Annotated in this window: 21 protein-coding genes and 1 riboswitch; of the genes, 7 read left to right on the forward strand and 14 right to left on the reverse strand. The window is 51.4% G+C overall.

Going from position 1 to position 18,180, the window contains the following annotated elements; translation table 11 throughout:
• Positions 1-97 precede the first annotated feature (97 nt).
• Positions 98-279, reverse strand: a riboswitch (cobalamin riboswitch).
• 81 nt (positions 280-360) lie between these two features.
• The 6 genes from argS to GIW82_RS07440 form a co-directional block, all read right to left on the reverse strand.
• Complete coding sequence (gene argS, locus GIW82_RS07415; RefSeq protein WP_154749205.1) at positions 361-2,022, reverse strand: arginine--tRNA ligase; 1,662 nt, start codon at positions 2,020-2,022, stop codon at positions 361-363.
• Complete coding sequence (locus GIW82_RS07420; protein WP_154749206.1) at positions 2,019-2,426, reverse strand: YwiB family protein; 408 nt, start codon at positions 2,424-2,426, stop codon at positions 2,019-2,021. The genes argS and GIW82_RS07420 overlap by 4 nt, the downstream gene beginning before the upstream one ends.
• Positions 2,427-3,101: 675 nt before the next feature.
• A complete protein-coding gene (locus GIW82_RS07425) occupies positions 3,102-3,602 on the reverse strand; it encodes an antibiotic biosynthesis monooxygenase family protein (protein ID WP_154749207.1) in 501 nt (166 codons plus the stop codon).
• A gap of 25 nt (positions 3,603-3,627) precedes the next feature.
• Positions 3,628-4,500: an agmatinase gene (gene speB, locus GIW82_RS07430; RefSeq protein WP_154749208.1), complete on the reverse strand. Its 873-nt coding sequence runs from the start codon at positions 4,498-4,500 to the stop codon at positions 3,628-3,630.
• A gap of 2 nt (positions 4,501-4,502) precedes the next feature.
• The gene (gene speE / locus GIW82_RS07435; RefSeq protein WP_154749209.1) at positions 4,503-5,336 is read right to left on the reverse strand and encodes a spermidine synthase; all 834 of its coding nucleotides are present in this window, start codon (positions 5,334-5,336) and stop codon (positions 4,503-4,505) included.
• Positions 5,337-5,701: 365 nt separating this feature from the next.
• The gene (locus GIW82_RS07440) at positions 5,702-6,223 is read right to left on the reverse strand and encodes a YwhD family protein (RefSeq protein WP_154749210.1); all 522 of its coding nucleotides are present in this window, start codon (positions 6,221-6,223) and stop codon (positions 5,702-5,704) included.
• A 62-nt stretch (positions 6,224-6,285) separates the two neighbouring features.
• Here GIW82_RS07440 and GIW82_RS07445 point away from each other — a divergent pair, with 62 nt between their 5' ends.
• The gene (locus tag GIW82_RS07445; protein WP_154749211.1) at positions 6,286-6,471 is read left to right on the forward strand and encodes a 2-hydroxymuconate tautomerase; all 186 of its coding nucleotides are present in this window, start codon (positions 6,286-6,288) and stop codon (positions 6,469-6,471) included.
• A gap of 66 nt (positions 6,472-6,537) precedes the next feature.
• Here the strand turns inward: GIW82_RS07445 and GIW82_RS07450 are convergent, their stop codons facing one another.
• The 3 genes from GIW82_RS07450 to GIW82_RS07460 all read right to left on the reverse strand — a co-directional run bounded on the left by GIW82_RS07450 (position 6,538) and on the right by GIW82_RS07460 (position 9,236).
• A complete protein-coding gene (locus GIW82_RS07450) occupies positions 6,538-7,041 on the reverse strand; it encodes a YwgA family protein (RefSeq protein ID WP_154749212.1) in 504 nt (167 codons plus the stop codon).
• The gene (locus GIW82_RS07455; RefSeq protein ID WP_154749213.1) at positions 7,042-8,346 is read right to left on the reverse strand and encodes an HD domain-containing protein; all 1,305 of its coding nucleotides are present in this window, start codon (positions 8,344-8,346) and stop codon (positions 7,042-7,044) included.
• Between the two features lie 71 nt (positions 8,347-8,417).
• Positions 8,418-9,236, reverse strand: a complete 819-nt coding sequence (locus tag GIW82_RS07460) for a lipoate--protein ligase family protein (RefSeq protein ID WP_154749214.1) — start codon at positions 9,234-9,236, stop codon at positions 8,418-8,420.
• A 173-nt stretch (positions 9,237-9,409) separates the two neighbouring features.
• Here GIW82_RS07460 and hemQ point away from each other — a divergent pair, with 173 nt between their 5' ends.
• The gene (hemQ, locus tag GIW82_RS07465) at positions 9,410-10,159 is read left to right on the forward strand and encodes a hydrogen peroxide-dependent heme synthase (protein WP_154749215.1); all 750 of its coding nucleotides are present in this window, start codon (positions 9,410-9,412) and stop codon (positions 10,157-10,159) included.
• A gap of 337 nt (positions 10,160-10,496) precedes the next feature.
• Here the strand turns inward: hemQ and GIW82_RS07470 are convergent, their stop codons facing one another.
• The 4 genes from GIW82_RS07470 to GIW82_RS07485 are packed head-to-tail and all read right to left on the reverse strand — an operon-like array spanning position 10,497 to position 12,673.
• Positions 10,497-10,874, reverse strand: coding sequence for a DUF423 domain-containing protein (locus GIW82_RS07470; RefSeq protein WP_154749216.1), 378 nt, complete (start codon positions 10,872-10,874; stop codon positions 10,497-10,499).
• Between the two features lie 18 nt (positions 10,875-10,892).
• A complete protein-coding gene (locus GIW82_RS07475; RefSeq protein ID WP_154749217.1) occupies positions 10,893-11,147 on the reverse strand; it encodes a YwdI family protein in 255 nt (84 codons plus the stop codon).
• Between the two features lie 56 nt (positions 11,148-11,203).
• On the reverse strand, positions 11,204-11,878 hold the full coding sequence (locus tag GIW82_RS07480; RefSeq protein WP_154749218.1) for a uracil-DNA glycosylase: 675 nt from the start codon (positions 11,876-11,878) through the stop codon (positions 11,204-11,206).
• 12 nt (positions 11,879-11,890) lie between these two features.
• A complete protein-coding gene (locus tag GIW82_RS07485) occupies positions 11,891-12,673 on the reverse strand; it encodes a DUF4230 domain-containing protein (RefSeq protein ID WP_230309238.1) in 783 nt (260 codons plus the stop codon).
• A gap of 117 nt (positions 12,674-12,790) precedes the next feature.
• Between GIW82_RS07485 and thiD the strand changes: the two genes are divergently transcribed.
• The 4 genes from thiD (at position 12,791) to GIW82_RS07505 (ending at position 16,319) form a co-directional block, all read left to right on the forward strand.
• Positions 12,791-13,621, forward strand: a complete 831-nt coding sequence (gene thiD / locus GIW82_RS07490) for a bifunctional hydroxymethylpyrimidine kinase/phosphomethylpyrimidine kinase (RefSeq protein WP_154749220.1) — start codon at positions 12,791-12,793, stop codon at positions 13,619-13,621.
• 127 nt (positions 13,622-13,748) lie between these two features.
• A complete protein-coding gene (locus GIW82_RS07495) occupies positions 13,749-14,099 on the forward strand; it encodes a YojF family protein (RefSeq protein ID WP_154749221.1) in 351 nt (116 codons plus the stop codon).
• A gap of 17 nt (positions 14,100-14,116) precedes the next feature.
• Positions 14,117-14,800, forward strand: coding sequence for a bacillithiol biosynthesis deacetylase BshB2 (gene bshB2 / locus GIW82_RS07500; RefSeq protein WP_154749222.1), 684 nt, complete (start codon positions 14,117-14,119; stop codon positions 14,798-14,800).
• Positions 14,801-14,957: 157 nt separating this feature from the next.
• Complete coding sequence (locus GIW82_RS07505) at positions 14,958-16,319, forward strand: YjiH family protein (protein WP_154749223.1); 1,362 nt, start codon at positions 14,958-14,960, stop codon at positions 16,317-16,319.
• Between the two features lie 49 nt (positions 16,320-16,368).
• Here GIW82_RS07505 and GIW82_RS07510 read toward each other — a convergent pair whose 3' ends face one another.
• The gene (locus GIW82_RS07510; protein WP_154749224.1) at positions 16,369-17,313 is read right to left on the reverse strand and encodes an L-threonine 3-dehydrogenase; all 945 of its coding nucleotides are present in this window, start codon (positions 17,311-17,313) and stop codon (positions 16,369-16,371) included.
• A gap of 180 nt (positions 17,314-17,493) precedes the next feature.
• Between GIW82_RS07510 and GIW82_RS07515 the strand changes: the two genes are divergently transcribed.
• Positions 17,494-18,135, forward strand: coding sequence for a hypothetical protein (locus GIW82_RS07515; RefSeq protein WP_154749225.1), 642 nt, complete (start codon positions 17,494-17,496; stop codon positions 18,133-18,135).
• The last annotated feature ends 45 nt before the right edge of the window (positions 18,136-18,180 follow it).

The following is an 18,180-nucleotide window of genomic DNA, read 5'->3' on the forward strand; positions in this document are numbered from 1 at the left end:
TTTTTTTCCATGCTAAAAAACCTCCGCATCACTGCGGAGGTTCAGAAAGGTCGTCCTGAAAAAGACGTGCACTTTCCGCTTGTCCTCGCAAGCATCGGGCTGTTTCTTCACAAAGGCAGGTCTCCTGGCTCGTGGTCATCGCTCGCTGCTCCTTCCCGGAAATTTCCAGTGGTGCTGCAGTTCGCTCTCACTTACAGTGGCGGGACCGCGCCGTAATTGCACCGGCTTCCCTTTTAACTCATGTGGTGACACATGAAGACCTTTGTGTGATATGGAATTTTACTGAAAACGGACGAACGTCCATTTCCGCTCCAAGTCGTGTTCTGCTGTTCATTATACCGTTTATTCCTGAAAAGTCTCTCACATTTTTTCCGGAGCAGATACACCGACGACGCGCAGTGCGTTCGCAAGTGTCGTTTTCACTGCTGTGATCAATGCAAGACGAGCGCCTGTCATTTCCTGTTCTGATGCGTCCAATACTTTGTGCGCGTTGTAGAAGCTGTGGAAATGTGAAGCCAATTCATGGATATATGTCGGGATGCGGTGTGGTGCGCGCAATCTCGCTGCGTCGCTGATCACTTTCGGGAAGTCCCCGATCCGCTTCAAGACATCAATTTCTTTTTCAGAAGTCAGCAAGTCCAAGTGTTCCACGGATGCTGCCAGGCCTTGCTCTTCTGCTTGGCGAAGAATCGAACTGATCCGCGCATGTGCATACTGCGCATAGTAAACCGGGTTTTCATTGGATTCCGAAACGGCAAGATCCAAGTCGAAGTCCATGTGTGAATCACCCGAACGCATCGCGAAGAAGTAACGCACTGCATCGAGTCCAACCAAGTCTACGAGCTCACGCATCGTGACTGCTTTTCCTGTCCGTTTGCTCATCTTCATTTTCTCGCCGTCTTTGTAAAGCTGTACCATCTGCGTGACGTTGACTTCGAGCGTGTCACGATCGTAGCCAAGTGCTTCGATCGCCGCTTTCATCCGCGGAATGTAGCCGTGGTGATCTGCTCCCCAAATGTTGATCAGCTTATCGAAGCCGCGCTGCAATTTGTCTTCGTGGTATGCAATGTCCGGCGTCAAGTACGTGTAGGTGCCGTCATTCTTGATCAAGACACGGTCCTTGTCGTCGCCGAATGTTGTCGATCGGAACCAAGTCGCGCCTTCTTCTTCGTAGACGTGGCCATTCGCTCTCAGCTTATCGAGCGCTTTGTCGATCTTGCCGTTTTCGTAAAGGGATGTTTCCGAATACCAGACATCGAATTCGACGCGGAAATCTGCTAGGTCTTGCTGCAACTTCGCCAGTTCCACTTTCAAGCCATGCTTACGGAACGCATCGAAGCGCTCTTCCTTGGAAAGCTTCGTGAACGAATCGCCGTGCTCTGCAACAAGTGCAGCCGCGATGTCTTTGATGTCCTGTCCGAAATAACCGTCTTCCGGCATGCTGTCTTCATGGCCGAGTGCTTCCATGTAACGGCCTTCGATCGAGTACGCTAAGTTGTTGATTTGGTTTCCTGCATCGTTGATGTAATACTCTCTCGATACGTCATAGCCTGCAATGTCCAAGACGTTGCATAGCGAATCGCCTACGGATGCACCGCGTGCGTGTCCGAGATGCAAGTCGCCTGTCGGGTTCGCTGAAACGAACTCGACTTGAACGCGCTCGTTGTTGCCTGAGTTCGTACGTCCGTATTCTGCTTGTTGTTCAAGAACTGTTTTGACAACTGCTTGCAAGTAATCTTTTTTGATTGTGATGTTGATAAAGCCCGGACCTGCAATTTCGACTTTCTCGATGTTCGCTGCTTGCGTATCCAAGTTCGCAATGATTTCTTCCGCGATGGCACGTGGCGCTTTTTTCGCGATGCGCGTCAGTTGCATGGCGACGTTCGTCGCGTAGTCTCCATTCGCTTTGTCTTTCGGAGCTTCCAATTGGACTTCCATTTTTTCTTCGGTCATGCCTGCTTTTACCACGGCATCCGCCAGGACGTTTTTGATTGCTTGTTGCACTTGTTCTACTGCGTTCATGCTGATCCCTCCGTAAACTGAATTTCCATTTCGTATTCGCCGATATAATCCGCACCGATCACCAAGTCGTAGCGCACATGCAGTCGTGTGTTGCTGACGTGGAGTTCGTGCGTCTTCGTCGTCAGCATGAAACTGTGCTCGTTGGTGTAGTTTCCTGTTTGTTCTTTATTCAAGATGAAGGGCAAGCGCATTTGTAAGCCACCGCTCCTGACGATGACCACTTCCTGTTCGCGGAACTTGACCATTGTCCGGATGTCGAGGCCGTCTTGGCTTTCCGCGTAGCGTAAATAACGTCGGCCGTTCTTTTCCGTCAATGTCCCTCTCGCCTGAAATTCGGTTTTTTGCTCTTGTTCACCCGGCTGGCGGATGATTGTCGTCAACCGTACATGCACTTGCTTTTCCATCCATTCCGCCCCCTGTCGTAATAACTTATCTATTATAGCCCGAGCTGGAGGCTTTTTTCAATGTCGAGTGTTTGAAAAGGTGATGGTTTGGGAACGGAGGGTGTCGCTTAGAAAAACGCTCGGGGCTTAAGGACATGGCTCCCGTAATAAGCCGAGCTGGGAATCGCTCGTCTTATCACTCCGCCATGTCCGGGCCAGCCCCTTCGCTGGGGTGTGGGTGAAGTAGTAGTTTCACGGCAGTTAGTGTTTCGTTTAAATGTTAGTGTTTCATAGTTGTTGGGCGGCTGACTGCGTAGGCCGCTGGATTTTGAGTTTAGGAAGTAAAAAGTAAGGTCGGGTGTCGCTTAGAAAAACGCTCGGGGCTTAAGGACATGGCTCCCGTAATAAGCCGAGCTGAGGAACGCTCGTCTCATCACTCCGCCATGTCCGGGCCAGCCCCTTCGCTGGGGTGTGGGTGAAGTAGTAGTTTCACGGCAGTTAGTGTTTCGTTTTAATGTTAGTGTTTCATAGTTGTTGGGCGGCTGACTGCGTAGGCCGCTGGGGAATTTAGAAAGAGATTAAGCATGGCAAAATAAGCGAAATTTTTCCCTCTATTTGTACCGCATAGTATTCAGAAAGAGGTGGCCCTGAACGTCGATACACGACGTTCAGGGCCACCTCTTTTCTTGCACGTGCTTACCGTTTGTAAGTTGTGACGAAGGATGGGCGTGGAAAGATATTCGGGCGGCTGTCGATGCCTTCCGGTGTTCTCCGTTTCCCATGTGCCTTGCTGTAGGCTTGCGATTCCTGCCAGTTTTTGAATGCTTCTTCGTTGTCCCAGATGGTGAGAATGACGTATGTGTCGGTTTCCAACGGGCGCAACACACGGATGGCTGCGAAGCCTGGCTCTTGTTCGACCATGCCGGCGCGGTTCTGGAACCGCTGCTCGAACGTTTCGCGCCCTTCTTCAGAGACCGGAATGTTGTTAAAGACCGCATAGAACCCGTTGTTGATGTCGCCGACCGCGTTCAGAATATGATACGCTTCTGCACCCGGAAGTGCCGGTCCGCTTTCCGCTTCGTAAAGTACAACCGCTTCATCTTTATCGTTCGTCAAATACGCAAGCCGTGCAGTAGGCTGGCTTGCGAGAAGTGCCATTGCCCCGTCACGTGTTCCTGACCATTTGTACAATTCCATTGCTTTCCTCTCCAATCTCTGCCGCTTATTTCACCCAGCCCAGAATCATTTCCCGGATTAATTTGCTTGCTGTGTTGGCCGTCTGATCGGAATGATCATAGACCGGCGCCACTTCGACGAGGTCGAAACCGGCAACGTTGACACCTGATGAAGCGATGGCGTGAATCGCCTCGAGCAATTCGCGTGACGTGATTCCGCCTGCATCGACTGTGCCCGTGCCCGGTGCGTGCGCCGGATCGAGTACGTCAATATCGATTGTAACGTAGACCGGACGTCCCGCGAGTGTCGACAGGATTTCTTTCAGCGGCTTGAGCACTTCGAATTTCGAGATGTGCATGCCGTTCGCTTTTGCCCAGTCGAACTCTTCTTTCATGCCGGAACGGATGCCGAACGAGTAGACGTTGTGCGGTCCGATGTATTCCGCGATTTTGCGGATCGGCGTGGAGTGGGAGTATTCTTCCCCTTCGTAATGCTCGCGGAGATCCGTGTGCGCATCGAAATGGATGATGGCGAGATCTTCGTGGTGATCCGCGACCGCTTTCATGACCGGCAGTGAGACGAGGTGTTCGCCGCCCATGCCGACCGGTATCTTGCCGTCCGCCAGTACTTTGCGGACGAATGTCGCGATTTCGAGCAAGCTCTTTTCCGGATTGCCGAATGGCAGTGGGATGTCGCCGGCGTCGAAAAACTTCACGTCGTCGAGCTCGCGGTCGAGATACGGGCTGTATTCTTCCAGACCGATCGACACTTCGCGGATTTTGTTCGGGCCGAAGCGTGAGCCTGGACGGTAACTGACGGTCCAGTCCATCGGCATGCCGTAAAGGACCGCTTTGGATTCTTCATAGTTCGGATGGCTTTTGATGAACACTTTGCCTGAATAAGTTTCGTCGAATCGCATCTTCATTCCCCCGCCAGGTCTTTGACGAATTTCGGCAGGACGAATGCCGCGTGATGCAATTCTTTCGTGTAGTATTTCGTGTCGATGTCGTGGAAACGTTCTTCCGTCACCGCGAGCGGGTCGTATTTTTTCGAACCGATCGTGAACGCCCATAGGCCGCTCGGATAGGTCGGGATGTTCGCCAAGTACAATTTCGTAATCGGGAAGATTTCTTTGACGTCCTGTTGCACTTGTTGGATCAAGTCCGCTTTGAACCACGGGTTGTCCGATTGTGCGACGAAGATGCCGTCTTCTTTCAATGCACGCGAAATGCCTGCGTAGAAGCCTTTCGTGAACAGGTTCACGGCCGGCCCGACCGGTTCCGTCGAGTCGACCATGATGACGTCGTAGCGGTTTTCGGATTCAGCGATGTGCATGAAGCCGTCTCCGACAATGACTTCCACGCGCGCGTCTTCCAGGCCGGATGCGATCGTCGGCAAGAATTTCTTCGAGTACTCGATCACTTTGCCGTCGATATCGACGAGCGTCGCTTGTTTCACTGACGGGTGCTTGAGCACTTCACGGATGACGCCGCCGTCACCACCGCCAACTACAAGCACGTGTTCCGGGTTCGGATGCGTGAAGAGCGGCACATGCGCCACCATCTCGTGATAGACGAATTCGTCCTTTTCCGAAGTCATGACCATGCCGTCCAAGAACAGCATGTTGCCCCATTCTTCCGTTTCTGCCATCTCCAAGTATTGGAACTCCGTCTGTTCTTCGTGAAGTGTTTTCTTTATTTTCATTGTAATGCCGAATGCGTCGGTCTGTTTTTCTGTATACCAATGTCCTGCCATGCGTCCATACCCCTTTTCATTAAAAAATAAAATACCCTAGAAAAGTATAAGTCTTTTTGTGGAAAGCGCAATAGTTTCCATCGGTACTTTTTTTACCCTAAATCCATTCAGTTACACGCAAAAAAAGGTTTTCTGCAGAGGGAAATTGTTCCCTGCACAGAAAACCTTTTTATAATCCCGAATATGCGAAGGAAGAAACATGAGCCATTGGGCTTGGGTTTGTCGCAGTGGATCATGTCACTTGCCCGCAATTCAGGTGTCCTAGCTTATATTTGTAAGCTATATCTCTAGTTTACTGCCTTTCATCCCGAACTTCAATATCGGAATGGCCTATTCTCCAACCGACACAGTTTCGTCATACATAGTCAATCTTCCATCAGGAGGTCTTGACGAAGCTGCGGAAGACTGCGCTGCCACATTTCCTCGTTGTGCGTTTTCAAGTACTCGCCGAGGACACGCTTGGACTCGTCGTCCATCTGGCTGACGATGATGTTGCGCTTCATGGACTTGTCCATCAAGTTGACATGGTCTGCCAGCACTTTGTAGCCGCGACGCTTTTCTTTATTGACGACCATTTCACAAGCTGTGACGCCGGCGTAGTAAGGCCCTTGCGGATTGAAGTCGATCGTCACCCAGATCAGCCAGTACGCTTTCCCACCTTCCGAGTCCTCCCGGTTGGTTGTGAATTTCACCCGTTTCTCGACTTCGCTTCGTGCGTGCATCGCGCCGATGTCCAGGAAGGCCATCTTTTCCTCGACGTCGACGAAGACAGGCGAAACGTTTTCCAGCGACAGCGAGCCGACACCATATCCTTTATGGCCGTCGATCGGGTCGTCTTTTATAATCGTAAATCCTAATTTCTGTTTCGGTTTCTCTTCATTTGCCATTCTGCTCATTCCTCCGTTCTGCTATGATTGACTTAATCTTTAGAAAAGGAGCTGTTTTTATTATGCCATACGTAACCGTCAAAATGCTCGAAGGACGTACAGAAGATCAAAAACGCGCACTTGTCGAAAAAGTGACAGAAGCCGTTTCTGAAACGACCGGCGCACCGGTCGAAAATGTCGTCGTCTTCATCGAAGACATGAAAAAAAGCGACTACGGCGTCAAAGGCAAGTTGTTCTCGGATCAGTGAAGCATTGCACGAAAAGACGGTTCTCCTCCAATGGGAACCGTCTTTTTTGATTGGCTGCCTCTCGGCTCATTGAAGTCGCGCATCACGGAGTTGTCCGATAAAGTCGAATGCTTCACTTATTTCCGCTTCCGTGAAGTTCAATTTCCCTTTCACGATATGCACTTTCTCCACTTGTTCTTCCCGTGGCAATTGTTCGAAATACAGAAGTGTTGCCGTCAGTTCCAGGAAGCGGCTCGACCGGCTATTCAGCTCTGCCACTTGCGCCGGATCGAATCCTTGCTGGCCGAGCGCCGCACGGAACTCGAGCCCTTCGGCCGTCACCGCATATTTATATTGCATGTATGAACCTTTGTCTTCCTTCGCTTCCGTCATGAAGCCCATGTCGCACAATTCCTCGATGCGGGCCGTCAGCTCTTCGGAATAAGGTCCATAAATATGGAATTCGTATTTTTCCTGGAACGGTTCGCCCAGTTTCTTCAATATGTAAACCATCTTCTGCAACTTCTTGCGGCCTGTGACCCCTTCTGCTGCTGCGATGAAATCCACAATCTTCGCATGCTCCTGAAGCAATTAAACCCCTCCTTCTCTCAACATTTCTATAATTTGCTGCTTGATGGCTTTTTTCTTCCCGTCGATTAAAAGTTCGGCAGGGAAATACAATTTGTAATCGGTCCGGCGTTTGCCTGAAATCGCATCGACGATCTGGGACTGTCTCGACAGTTCCTTGATTTCACCTGATGGCATGAGTAAATGGATCGGCAGACGCTCTTCCTCTTCGCCCGGCCGGTAAAAATCATACGGCAGATCCGATGTCGAATCGTCGATCAAATAATAGTCCGGGTCAATACCTGCTTTGCGGAATAGGTCCGCGAGATCTCCGAGCTTCCGGTAATCACGGCCCGGATCGAAATCGATGTATTGGAACAGGCGGCGATTGACGAACCGGTCACTCAAATCGGACAGGACCGGGTCGCGTTCCGTCGTCCACAGCTGGAAGTATGTCATAAGGACTCCTTCATCGAGCGCCAAATAGTCACGCAACGTAAAAGTTCGGTCGAAAAAGCGCGTAAAATGGGTCGGTGGTTGTGCGAATTCATAGCCGGTATCGCTCAATTCCTTCGCACGCTGGAGAATTTTCCGCAAAATGACTTCAGCACTTCTCGCCACCGGGTGGAAATACACTTGCCAGTACATTTGGTAACGGCTCATGATATAGTCTTCCACCGCATGCATCCCACTCGACTTGATGACGACTTGGTCGCCGAGCGGACGCATGACGCGCAAAATCCGCTCCATGTCGAAATGGCCGTAAGAGACACCTGTATAGTAAGCATCCCGCTGCAAATAATCCATCCGGTCCGCGTCGATCTGGCTCGAAATGAGGCTGACCACTTGCTTGTTCGGATACGATTTCGCGATGACATCCGCCACTTTTTGGGGGAAGTCCGGTGCGACTTTCGTGAGGATGCCGTTCACTTCGGTGTCCCCCATCAAAATCTGGCGCGTGAAGTCCTCGTGATCCACGTCGAACACCTTTTCGAAGGAATGCGAGAATGGACCGTGGCCAAGGTCATGAAGAAGCGCAGCACAAAGGACGACGAGCCGCTCGCTTTCATCCCATTCCGGCCGGCCGTGGAAAATATCATCCGAAATGCGCCGGATGATTTCGTAGACGCCGAGCGAGTGGTTGAAGCGGCTATGCTCCGCACCATGGAACACTAAATAGGAAGTGCCCAGTTGCTTGATGCGCCGAAGCCGCTGGAATTCGCGTGAATTCACGAGATCCCAGATCACTTGGTCGCGTACGTGGATATAGCGGTGAACCGGATCTTTGAACACCTTTTCTTCCACTAATTTCTGTAAACCGTATTCCATGGCTACACCTCCAAATTCTTGTCATTTCCGTATCGGGTACCCGTCATTTTACACGAGGGGTGCAGTCCTTTTCAATGCCCCGAAGGCAGCATTTTCGCGTTGCGCTCCACGACCCGTTTTAAATAAAATTCATACAATTCCGTTTCGTCATGCTTTAACCCGATTGGTTGCGGCGAGCCGAATAGTTCGTGCAGCTCTAGCACCGTCTCCTCCACCGTGATCGTGCGTCCGAGCAATTCCGACAGCGATGCCATCACTTCGGGCCGGATCAGTGGATAGGTGAATTTCGTTTCTTCCCCTTGAATCCCCGTTTCGTAAAAGCGGCGGATCAATTCCCCCCGCTCAGCGCCGGAGCCTTCAATGCACAAGTACACTTGCACGGCGATTCCTTTACGGATCCGTCGTTGTGAAATGCCTGCGAATTTCTGCCCGCCGATGCTCAAGTCGTAAGAGCCTGGGCAGTAGGAACCGACAATTTCGTAAGCTTCGATGGCACCTTCCGGGAACAATTCCCGGACAAGGTCGACCATCATTTCATAACCTGCCGGGATATCGATCGGATGCTCGCGTTCAGACAGCACCATCGAGATGTTCAAGACGCCCGGATCGAGCACAACAGCAAGGCCGCCGGAGTTCCGGACAATCGGGTCATACCCTTCCGCTTTCAGAAGCTCGACCGCTTCCGCCACATGCGGCAGCCGGTGATCCTGGATGCCGAGCACGACGGTTTGGTCGTGGACCCACGTACGGATCGTCGCCGGGCTATCCCCTTTGCCGACTTGTTCACACAGCAGATCGTCCGCGGCGAACGACTCTAGCGCCGAGCGGGACAAACCGCTCACGGACCCGTCCCAAAAGCGCCATTCATTTATTCCGGATTTTGACGGCATTCGATTCCCCTCTTTCGTTCGTTTCGCTTCCTTCAGTCTACCCGAAACCAGCCCGCCTGAAAAGATGCCGTGCTCATGGCGAATTGGTGACAAGTACCGCTTCCACAGGAAGTTCGCGCGTCCTTATGCTAAACTGGGGGTGAGAAAGTTAACCATTAAAGGAGTGTTTATAAATGAACGAAGCAGCAATTACGTTGGATGGTTGGTACGTATTACATGATTTCCGCTCGATGGACTGGGTTTCCTGGAAAATGCTGACGGACGAAGAACGCCAATTCGCAATCGACGAGTATCAGACATTCATGAATAAAGTGAACGAAGCTGACGAAAACAAGACAGGTGCACACGCACTTTACTCGATTGTCGGACAAAAAGCAGACTTGATGCTCATGCTTCTTCGAGAAACGATGGACGAACTGAACGAGCTTGAAACGGAATACAACAAATTGACATTGATCGCTTACACAGTGCCAACGTATTCTTACGTTTCTGTCGTCGAGCTTTCCAACTACCTGGCTGGGGAATCGAATGAAGATCCTTACCAAAACCCGCACGTTCGTGCACGCCTATACCCTGAGCTTCAGCGCTCGCAGTACATCTGCTTCTACCCGATGGACAAACGCCGCGACGGTGACGACAACTGGTATATGCTGCCGATGGACGAGCGCAAAGATTTGATGCGTTCACACGGCTTGATCGGCCGCAGCTACGCCGGCAAAGTGAAACAGATTATTTCCGGTTCAGTTGGTTTCGACGATTACGAGTGGGGTGTGACATTGTTCTCTGATGACGTCCTCCAGTTCAAGAAACTGATCTACGAAATGCGTTTTGACGAAGTCAGCGCACGCTATGCGGAGTTCGGTTCGTTCTACGTCGGGACACGTCTTGACGCCGAGCGCACAGCGAAATTCTTGGAAGTTTAATCATGATGTTGTGAAAAGCCGCCCGCGGGCGGCTTTTTATCGTTTTTGAAGGGATTTTGGAAGTGTTTTGGATAGAAGTGGCTGAAATTTTGGTGCTTTCTTTCCTTTTCGGGACGAAAAAGGCGTCTGTTCCGGCACTTTTATGCCGGTGACTTCCAGTTATTTGGACATACTGTCCGATTTGAAGGGAATACTGTCCGATTCATCCAACTTACTGTCCGGAACCTTATTTACCCAAAACCGCGACCGCAGCCACAACAAAACCTCCAAACCCCATCAATAAAAACCTCATCAAAAAAACGCCCCGCTCCCGCGAGACGTCCTTTCCCACTATTTCTTACAACGCTTTCATCGCCGCAACGACGACCATGATCCACGCTGCGATGAACGCCACGCCGCCGATCGGTGTGATGGCGCCGAGTACGCCGATGCCAGTCAGGCTCAACACATACAAGCTGCCGGAGAAAATGACGATGCCAGCAATCATCAAGTAGCCTGCCCAGCTAAGCTGCGTGAGCGGGCCGAGCAGTGATGAGCTCATGAGAATCGCGATGACGATCAAGCCGACCGAGTGGAACATTTGGTACTGGACGGCTGTTTGCCACGTGTCCAAATATTTGTCTTCGATGCGGCCTTCCAACAAGTGTGCACCGAATGCGCCGAACGCCACGGATAGCATGGAGCTGATGGCTCCGACGATTAAGAATAATTTCATGGTTTCTCCTCTTTCCAATCAGAATTCGAAGATCGAGTCTTTGTTTGCGTCGTCTTCTTCGAGTTTATTCAATGATGTGACAGGTGCGGGCGCTGGTGCCGAGAGTGGCAATGTGCGCGGCGCGGATGCAACCGTCCCGGAATCATCCAGTACAAGTTCGCATAACGCCCGGATCGCTGCGATCGATTCGCGCTGTTTGGCGGGATCCGCCGTTTTCGCCTGGGATAGGTGTTTTTCGATTTGCTGCATCACATGGGCTGTTTCAATCGCCATGTCGCATCCCCCTTTTCTGTTGACCGCATCCATTTTAACACGTCCGATCCGTTCCGTCAGTCCAAGCAGAAATCGATCGGCGCTTCCCCGCGTGCTTTCAAGGCGTCGTTGATTTGCGAGAATGGGCGACTGCCGAAGAAGCCTCGGCTCGCGCTAAGCGGACTCGGATGTACCGATTCGATGATGGTGTGCCGCGTCGTGTCGATCAATGCTTTCTTCTGCTGCGCCGGTCTGCCCCATAGGACAAAAATGACCGGTTCTTGCCGCTCCGAAAGCTTGCGGATCGCAGCATCGGTGAACTGCTCCCAACCGTGTCCTTTATGAGAATGAGCAGCGCCTTGCCGTACGGTGAGCACTGTGTTGAGCAAAAGAACGCCTTGCTCCGCCCATTTCGTCAAGCTGCCGTCTACTGGTTTCGCGCAACCGATATCGGTATCCAGTTCTTTGAAAATATTTCGCAGACTCGGTGGGTGCTTGACGCCCGGTTGGACGGAAAAGCTGAGTCCGTGCGCCTGCCCTTCGCCGTGGTACGGATCCTGGCCGAGAATGACGACCTTGACGTTACGGTAAGGCGTCTCTTCAAACGCCGACCACATCAATTCTTTCGGCGGGAATATCACTTGTTCTGCATACTCTTTTTTCAAAAAGGCACGGAGCTCCTTATAATACGGTTTCTCGAACTCTTCCCCGAGCACGTCCTGCCAATCATTCCGAAAAATTTGTTTCGTCATGCCATCCACTCCTCAATCTTCGAATTCGACTGTCACATCGTAATTCACCAGCTGGAACATTTCTTCGACGGAGCGACTCGCATTCGTTTCGGCGAGATCCAGTACGCCTTGCCCTGTCGTTTCCTCCAACATCAACGTTTGTGCTTCTTCAGCCAGTTCATAGGCTTCCGAGATGTCCGCGCCTTGACGGAACAACCCTTCATAAGAATATACTTCTACTTGGTCCATGAAAATCTCCGGGCCTCCGACAAAATCCGCACGCGGCAACGTCAATGTCGCCGTCTGCGCTTCTTCATCGATGTCGATATCGTCCTCCGTCAATTCCGAGAAGTCCACGCCCGCTCTCACTACTCCTGGAATGACGACGAGCAGTTGCCGCCTCGTCCCAGGCAGGTCGAGCCCGATTTCCTTGCCGAACAGCGAGTTATCTTCCCGTTCAATAATGACTTTCGAGTACGCTTCCGCCGTCACGAGCTGGTTCATATCTTGTAGCCGTTCCAAAAACGCACCCTTGCTTTCAGTCGCCGTGCTTCCTTGCAGCATCCAAAACGTCCCGAGCGGCAGCGCCACAAGCAGGAGCAACAAGACCGCAATCACCACGAGGAAAGAGTTGCGCCACACCGACGACATCACTTTCATCGTTTTCCAAAAGCCGGACTCCTTCGTCTCTTCTTTCCCCTTCACTTCTTTCAACAAGCGTTCGATTTCATCCAATTTCGGATCGCGGCCCATCCCCATCCCTCTTCCCTTTGCCAGCAGGCAGTTTCCTGCCGCCCGCTGATTCTTTGAATTCATTTTAGCATGATTGCAGTTGGTTGGCTTCTAAGAGCGGTGAGCACTATCCATTGTAAATACGCAGTAGTTTGTTAAAATAAAACCAAGAACGAATTTACCCAAAAAGGAGACCACACCATGAGTTTGAAAAAGACGTTAACGATCGCAGGCTCTGACACATCAGGCGGCGCTGGTATCCAGGCTGACTTGAAGACTTTTCAGGAACACGGCACGTACGGCATGAACGCCTTGACGGTCATCGTCACGATGAATCCGGACGGCTGGAGCCACGGCATCCACCCGATCCCGGTTGAAACTTTGCACTCCCAGCTTGAGACCGCTTTCTCCACAGGCGTCGATGCGCTGAAAACCGGCATGCTGCCGACGGTCGAAATCATCGAAATGGCCGGCAAAGCGATTGCGGATTCCGGCTTGAAAGATGTCGTCATCGACCCGGTCATGGCATGTAAAGGCGAAGACGAAGTACTGTTCCCCGAAAATGTCGAGGCAATGATCAAGCACTTGTTGCCGAACGCAAAAGTGGTGACGCCGAACTTGGTCGAAGCAGGACAGCTTTCGGGCATGGGCACGTTGCAGACGGTCGAAGATCTACAGGCAGCAGCTGAAAAGATTCATGCGCACGGTGCGCAATTCGTCGTCATCAAAGGCGGCAAGCAATTGAAGCATGAGAAAGCGGCAGACTTGTTGTTCGACGGTGAGAAGCATTACTTGCTGACTGCCGAAAAGACGGAAACATCTTATAACCACGGCGCAGGCTGTACATTTGCCGCGGCGATCACAGCAAATATCGCAAACGGCCAGTCCGTGAAAGACGCGGTACTCAATGCGAAGATTTTCGTCTCCGCAGCAATCGAGCACGGCTGGAAACTGAATGAATACGTCGGGCCGGTCATGCACGGCGCAGCGAACAAGTTTCCGAAACCTGCTGTCGACGTCGTCGAGCTATAAGCAATTCCCGTTAAAAGGTCTCGATCCGGGGCCTTTTTTTCGTCACGGGAAGTGCCGGGACAGAAACCTCGCACTGCACTCCGATTTTCCTTATACTGAATGAACACGATCTCTGAGGAGGAACAGCATGGAACTTGTCGATGTCAACAAATTACAGGCACAGCTTGATGCCTTTGCAAACAAAGATCTCTATCTTCATCTCGAAACGACGAACGGCTCGTACGCCAGCCATTTCAATGAAGGCTTCTTCAACGCCGGAGCATTCATCCGCAACGTTGTCATTCACTATGAACTCGGGAAAGTCGTCGGCGAAAGTCCGCACCGCGTCGGCTTGAAGCTGCCGCACGGCTGGGTTTATGCACAAGGCATCACCCACTTCGAAGTCGATGCGCAAGGACGTCTGCTGCTTGCCGGCCACGACGGCTCCGGCAAACTCGCAGTCGCTCTCCAATTGAGCGCAACACCATTCGCCTACTAAGAAAGGAGGAACCTCTGATGACCATTCCAAAAGAACGCCACGTACTCGTGGTTTTTCCACATCCGGACGATGAAGCTTTCGGGGTATCCGGTACGATGTCGATGCATATCGAGCAAGGAACACCTGTTACATACGCTTGTCTGACGCTCGGTGAGATGGGCCGGAACCTCGGGAATCCACCTTTTGCAACGCGCGAATCCCTGCCGGAGATCCGCCGCGCTGAACTCCTTGCCTCGGCAGAAGCGATCGGCGTCACGGACCTCCGCATGATGGGGCTCCGCGACAAGACGGTTGAATTCGAAGACGATGAAAAAATGACGAAAATGATGGAAGATTTGATCGCTGAGACCAATCCGTCACTTGTCATCACATTTTATCCGGAATATGCGGTGCACCCGGACCACGAAGCGACAGCTCGCGCAGTCGTCCGTGCAGTCGGACGCATGGAAAATCGCCCGAAACTGCACTGTGTGGCATTTGCCAACAACACGCTGGAAATGCTCGGGGAGCCGGATATCATCCACAACATTGTCACCGTCCGCGACAAAAAAATCGCGTCGATGCGTGCACATATTTCTCAAACAGCATGGATGCTTCAGGAAATGGAGCACAAGTTGGAGCAAGGCGAGCCGGAAGCTGAGAATTGGCTGACGCTCGAACGCTTCTACTCCTATCGCTGGGGTAATGAGTTTTCTTCATAATCGCTGAAAAAGCACTTCTTTCTCAAAAAAGAAGTGCTTTTTTCTTACTTTTCGGATAATATAAACATTACGTATTGGGTATTTATATACAGCGCACTCATGTATAATAAGTTCAAAATGCGTTTATTTATGCATTCTTAGAAATGAGGGAATCTTGATGAAAAAGCACTCACCAGCCACTTGGCTCTTATTCTTAATTCCATCTTTACTCGGGATCATTCTGTTCCTAGTGCCGATTCCAGTCACGAACGATGAAGGGACCACTGAATGGATGGTCACTATCGCCGTCTTGGCGAACTGGATGGCTGCGAAGATCGAAGGGGTCGTTCCGTGGATCATGACGGGAATCTTGATCGTCGCTGCGGTCGGTTCCTTCTTCTTCATCGCGAAGAAAGAAACGAACGATGATTCGTTCGTGGAAAGATTATTCAACGTCAATCTGTTCTGGACGATCATCCGGATCCTCGGTGCAGTATTCGCCGTCATGGTCATGTTCCAAATCGGACCAGAAGCGGTATGGAGTGACGTCACAGGCGGCATGCTTCTTGCAGGCGATGGCTTGCTATCATTCCTGTTCACGATCTTCCTGTTCGCAGGTCTTCTATTGCCGCTCCTGATGAACTTCGGCTTGCTCGAGTTTTTCGGATCGATCATGGTGAAGATCATGCGTCCGCTTTTCCGCCTGCCGGGCCGCTCGTCCATCGATGCACTCGCTTCATGGGTCGGTGACGGAACGATCGGTGTCCTCTTGACGAACAAGCAATACATCGACAATAAATATACAGCGCGGGAAGCGGCTGTCATCGGCACCACTTTCTCAGTCGTTTCGATTACGTTTTCCATTGTTGTCATTCAAGAAATCGGTTTAGGAAGTTACTTCCTTCCGTATTACGGAACGGTCATTTTGACAGGCGTGATCCTTGCGCTGATCATGCCGCGCATTTATCCGCTTGCTCAGAAAAAAACGGATTACATCGATGGCTCACCGGAAGAGTCCCAGACGGAAGAAGTTCCTGAAGGCTATACAGTCGCGAGCATTGGGCTTGAAAAAGCGCTTGAAAAAGCAGACAATAACCGCTCTGTTTCGTTCTTCTTCAAAGACGGTTTCAAGAACGTACTCGACATGTGGATCGGTGTTGCACCGGTCGTCATGGCATTCGGTACAGTCGCATTGATTCTTGCAGAGTTCACGTCCGTGTTCACGGTACTCGGAACACCATTCGTCCCTTACCTGGAATTGCTCGGCCTCCCGGAAGCGGCAGAAGCTGCACAGCTCATGGTTGTCGGCTTCGCGGATATGTTCCTGCCGGCGATCTTAGGAGCCGGACTTGAATCCGAAATGACGCGTTTTGTCGTCGCGACGGTCTCTGTCGTGCAATTGATCTACATGTCCGAAGTCGGCGGACTCTTGCTCGGATCGAAAATTCCGGTAAACTTCTTCGACTTGGTCGTCATCTTCCTATTGCGTACAGTCATCGCACTGCCGATCGTTGCAGGCATTGCACACTTATTATTCTAATGTTCTCCAAAAAAGCGCCATCCCCGACTTTTCGGGGATGGCGCTTTTCTTATGCGTTCTGTAGTTTGTTCTTCAGTTTCTCGAGCATGTCTGCTGTCATCGCATCGAGATCGTAAGCAGTCTTGAAGCCCCACTCGTCCCGCGCAGCGGTCACATCGATGTTATCCGGCCAACTGTCCGCGATGCCTTGGCGGACAGGGTCCACCGCGTAATCCAGCTGGAAGTCCGGCAAGTGCTTGCGGATCGAAGCAGCGATCTGTTCCGGATCGAAGCTCATCGCTGTGACGTTGAAGGCGTTGCGGTGGATCAGCTGATCGGCATCCGTCTCCATCAAGTCGATGATCGCCTGCAGCGCATCTGGCATATACATCATGTCCATGTAAGTGCCTGCCGCAATATACGAAGTGTAGCTATTCTGTTCGATCGCCTGATAATAAATATCCACTGCGTAATCCGTCGTTCCCCCGCCTGGAGGCGTGACGTTCGAGATCAGTCCTGGGAAACGGACGCCGCGCGTATCGACGCCGAAGCGCTCGAAATAATAATCGCAAAGCAGTTCCCCTGCCACTTTATTGACGCCGTACATCGTCGTCGGTCGTTGCAACGTGTCTTGCGGCGTATTGTTCTTCGGTGTCGAAGGACCGAACGCACCGATCGAGCTCGGTGTGAAGAACTGAAGGCCAAGTTCACGTGACGTCTCAAGCGCGTTCACGAGTCCACCCATATTCAAGTTCCAAGCAAGTAGCGGCTTTTCTTCCGCTGTCGCTGATAATAACGCCGCCATATGCATGAGCGTATCCGCTCCGAAGTCTTTTGCCAAGTCGTGCATTTTTTGAGCATCTGTCACATCCAGTACCGCGGATGGGCCAGTGCTTCCTGATGCCGGTCGGATATCTGTAGCAAGAACATTGTCTGCTCCATAGATTTCACGTAATTTTGTTGTAAGTTCTGAGCCGATTTGCCCAAGCGCTCCTGTAATCATGATCCGTTTCATGTGTGACATTCCTCCTGTTTACAACTGTCCTTCTGAAAAGAACAATCTGATCATCATAAACCCTTTCAATAAAAGGTTTCGGTTAACCCATTATAAAACGTTCTCTCTGTAAATACAATATTTTTATTGATGCCGCCAACCTTGGATGTTGTTATAATTAAAAGAAAAAAGAGGTGCACCATGCATTTGCTCCGTCTCGTCATCATTTTCTTGTTTGCTATTCTCATGTCGTCCATCCTTATTGCGACCGGCATGCCACGCTTGATGGTGTTCTTCATCGTCATCACATTCTATGTGCTTGCCGGAGTGGCACCGCCGATCTACATCACTTACTTCTCCAAATCGCTCAAGCGGATCGACCGGTTCGTCAAGAGCAACCGACGCAAACCGCTATTCGGCTATCCTTATCAGATCGCGTATGGCAGTGACGAACAAATCCAGCAAGCACTCCAAAGAATCCTTGCCCGCCATCGTCAGCCGGAATTGCAGCAGACATACAAGGCGCTTCTTGCGATCACGCAGGACCAGCCTGGAGTCGCCCTCCAATATGCCGAACAAATCCAGCGGGAGTCGCTGCGCACATATTACTTGGCACATGCAGCAGTCAATTCAGGTGACTACGATTACGCCACGGAACTGATGGAGCAGCTGAAGGAACCGTGGATGCGGTCCGCGATCCGTGCACTCATTGCATTCGAAACGAACGATCCGCAGTTCGACCGGCTCGCTGAAGACAGCATCGCCGCAGCACGTGGCGTCCAGAAATATACACTCTTTCATGCATTCCGTCGCTTGAAAAAATCCGGATCAAAACAAACCTAAATAACCACCAGCCCCCTGCTTATGAAAAGCAGGGGGCTGGTGGTT

Origin of the sequence: Planomicrobium sp. YIM 101495, assembly GCF_009707665.1 — a bacterium.
Classification (GTDB): Bacteria; Bacillota; Bacilli; order Bacillales_A; family Planococcaceae; genus Planococcus.

Bases quoted from the DNA above. Each gene is read 5' to 3' on its own strand.
- GIW82_RS07475 (WP_154749217.1), bottom strand. From the start codon at position 11,147: ATGGCGATTGAAACAGCCCATGTGATGCAGCAAATCGAAAAACACCTA.
- GIW82_RS07510 (WP_154749224.1), bottom strand. From the start codon at position 17,313: ATGAAACGGATCATGATTACAGGAGCGCTTGGGCAAATCGGCTCAGAA.
- argS (WP_154749205.1), bottom strand. From the start codon at position 2,022: ATGAACGCAGTAGAACAAGTGCAACAAGCAATCAAAAACGTCCTGGCG.
- GIW82_RS07455 (WP_154749213.1), bottom strand. From the start codon at position 8,346: ATGGAATACGGTTTACAGAAATTAGTGGAAGAAAAGGTGTTCAAAGAT.
- GIW82_RS07480 (WP_154749218.1), bottom strand. From the start codon at position 11,878: ATGACGAAACAAATTTTTCGGAATGATTGGCAGGACGTGCTCGGGGAA.
- speE (WP_154749209.1), bottom strand. From the start codon at position 5,336: ATGGCAGGACATTGGTATACAGAAAAACAGACCGACGCATTCGGCATT.
- GIW82_RS07440 (WP_154749210.1), bottom strand. From the start codon at position 6,223: ATGGCAAATGAAGAGAAACCGAAACAGAAATTAGGATTTACGATTATA.
- GIW82_RS07515 (WP_154749225.1), top strand. From the start codon at position 17,494: ATGCATTTGCTCCGTCTCGTCATCATTTTCTTGTTTGCTATTCTCATG.
- GIW82_RS07485 (WP_230309238.1), bottom strand. From the start codon at position 12,673: ATGAATTCAAAGAATCAGCGGGCGGCAGGAAACTGCCTGCTGGCAAAG.
- GIW82_RS07470 (WP_154749216.1), bottom strand. From the start codon at position 10,874: ATGAAATTATTCTTAATCGTCGGAGCCATCAGCTCCATGCTATCCGTG.
- GIW82_RS07425 (WP_154749207.1), bottom strand. From the start codon at position 3,602: ATGGAATTGTACAAATGGTCAGGAACACGTGACGGGGCAATGGCACTT.
- GIW82_RS07445 (WP_154749211.1), top strand. From the start codon at position 6,286: ATGCCATACGTAACCGTCAAAATGCTCGAAGGACGTACAGAAGATCAA.
- bshB2 (WP_154749222.1), top strand. From the start codon at position 14,117: ATGACCATTCCAAAAGAACGCCACGTACTCGTGGTTTTTCCACATCCG.
- thiD (WP_154749220.1), top strand. From the start codon at position 12,791: ATGAGTTTGAAAAAGACGTTAACGATCGCAGGCTCTGACACATCAGGC.
- GIW82_RS07420 (WP_154749206.1), bottom strand. From the start codon at position 2,426: ATGGAAAAGCAAGTGCATGTACGGTTGACGACAATCATCCGCCAGCCG.
- GIW82_RS07495 (WP_154749221.1), top strand. From the start codon at position 13,749: ATGGAACTTGTCGATGTCAACAAATTACAGGCACAGCTTGATGCCTTT.
- hemQ (WP_154749215.1), top strand. From the start codon at position 9,410: ATGAACGAAGCAGCAATTACGTTGGATGGTTGGTACGTATTACATGAT.
- GIW82_RS07460 (WP_154749214.1), bottom strand. From the start codon at position 9,236: ATGCCGTCAAAATCCGGAATAAATGAATGGCGCTTTTGGGACGGGTCC.
- speB (WP_154749208.1), bottom strand. From the start codon at position 4,500: ATGCGATTCGACGAAACTTATTCAGGCAAAGTGTTCATCAAAAGCCAT.
- GIW82_RS07505 (WP_154749223.1), top strand. From the start codon at position 14,958: ATGAAAAAGCACTCACCAGCCACTTGGCTCTTATTCTTAATTCCATCT.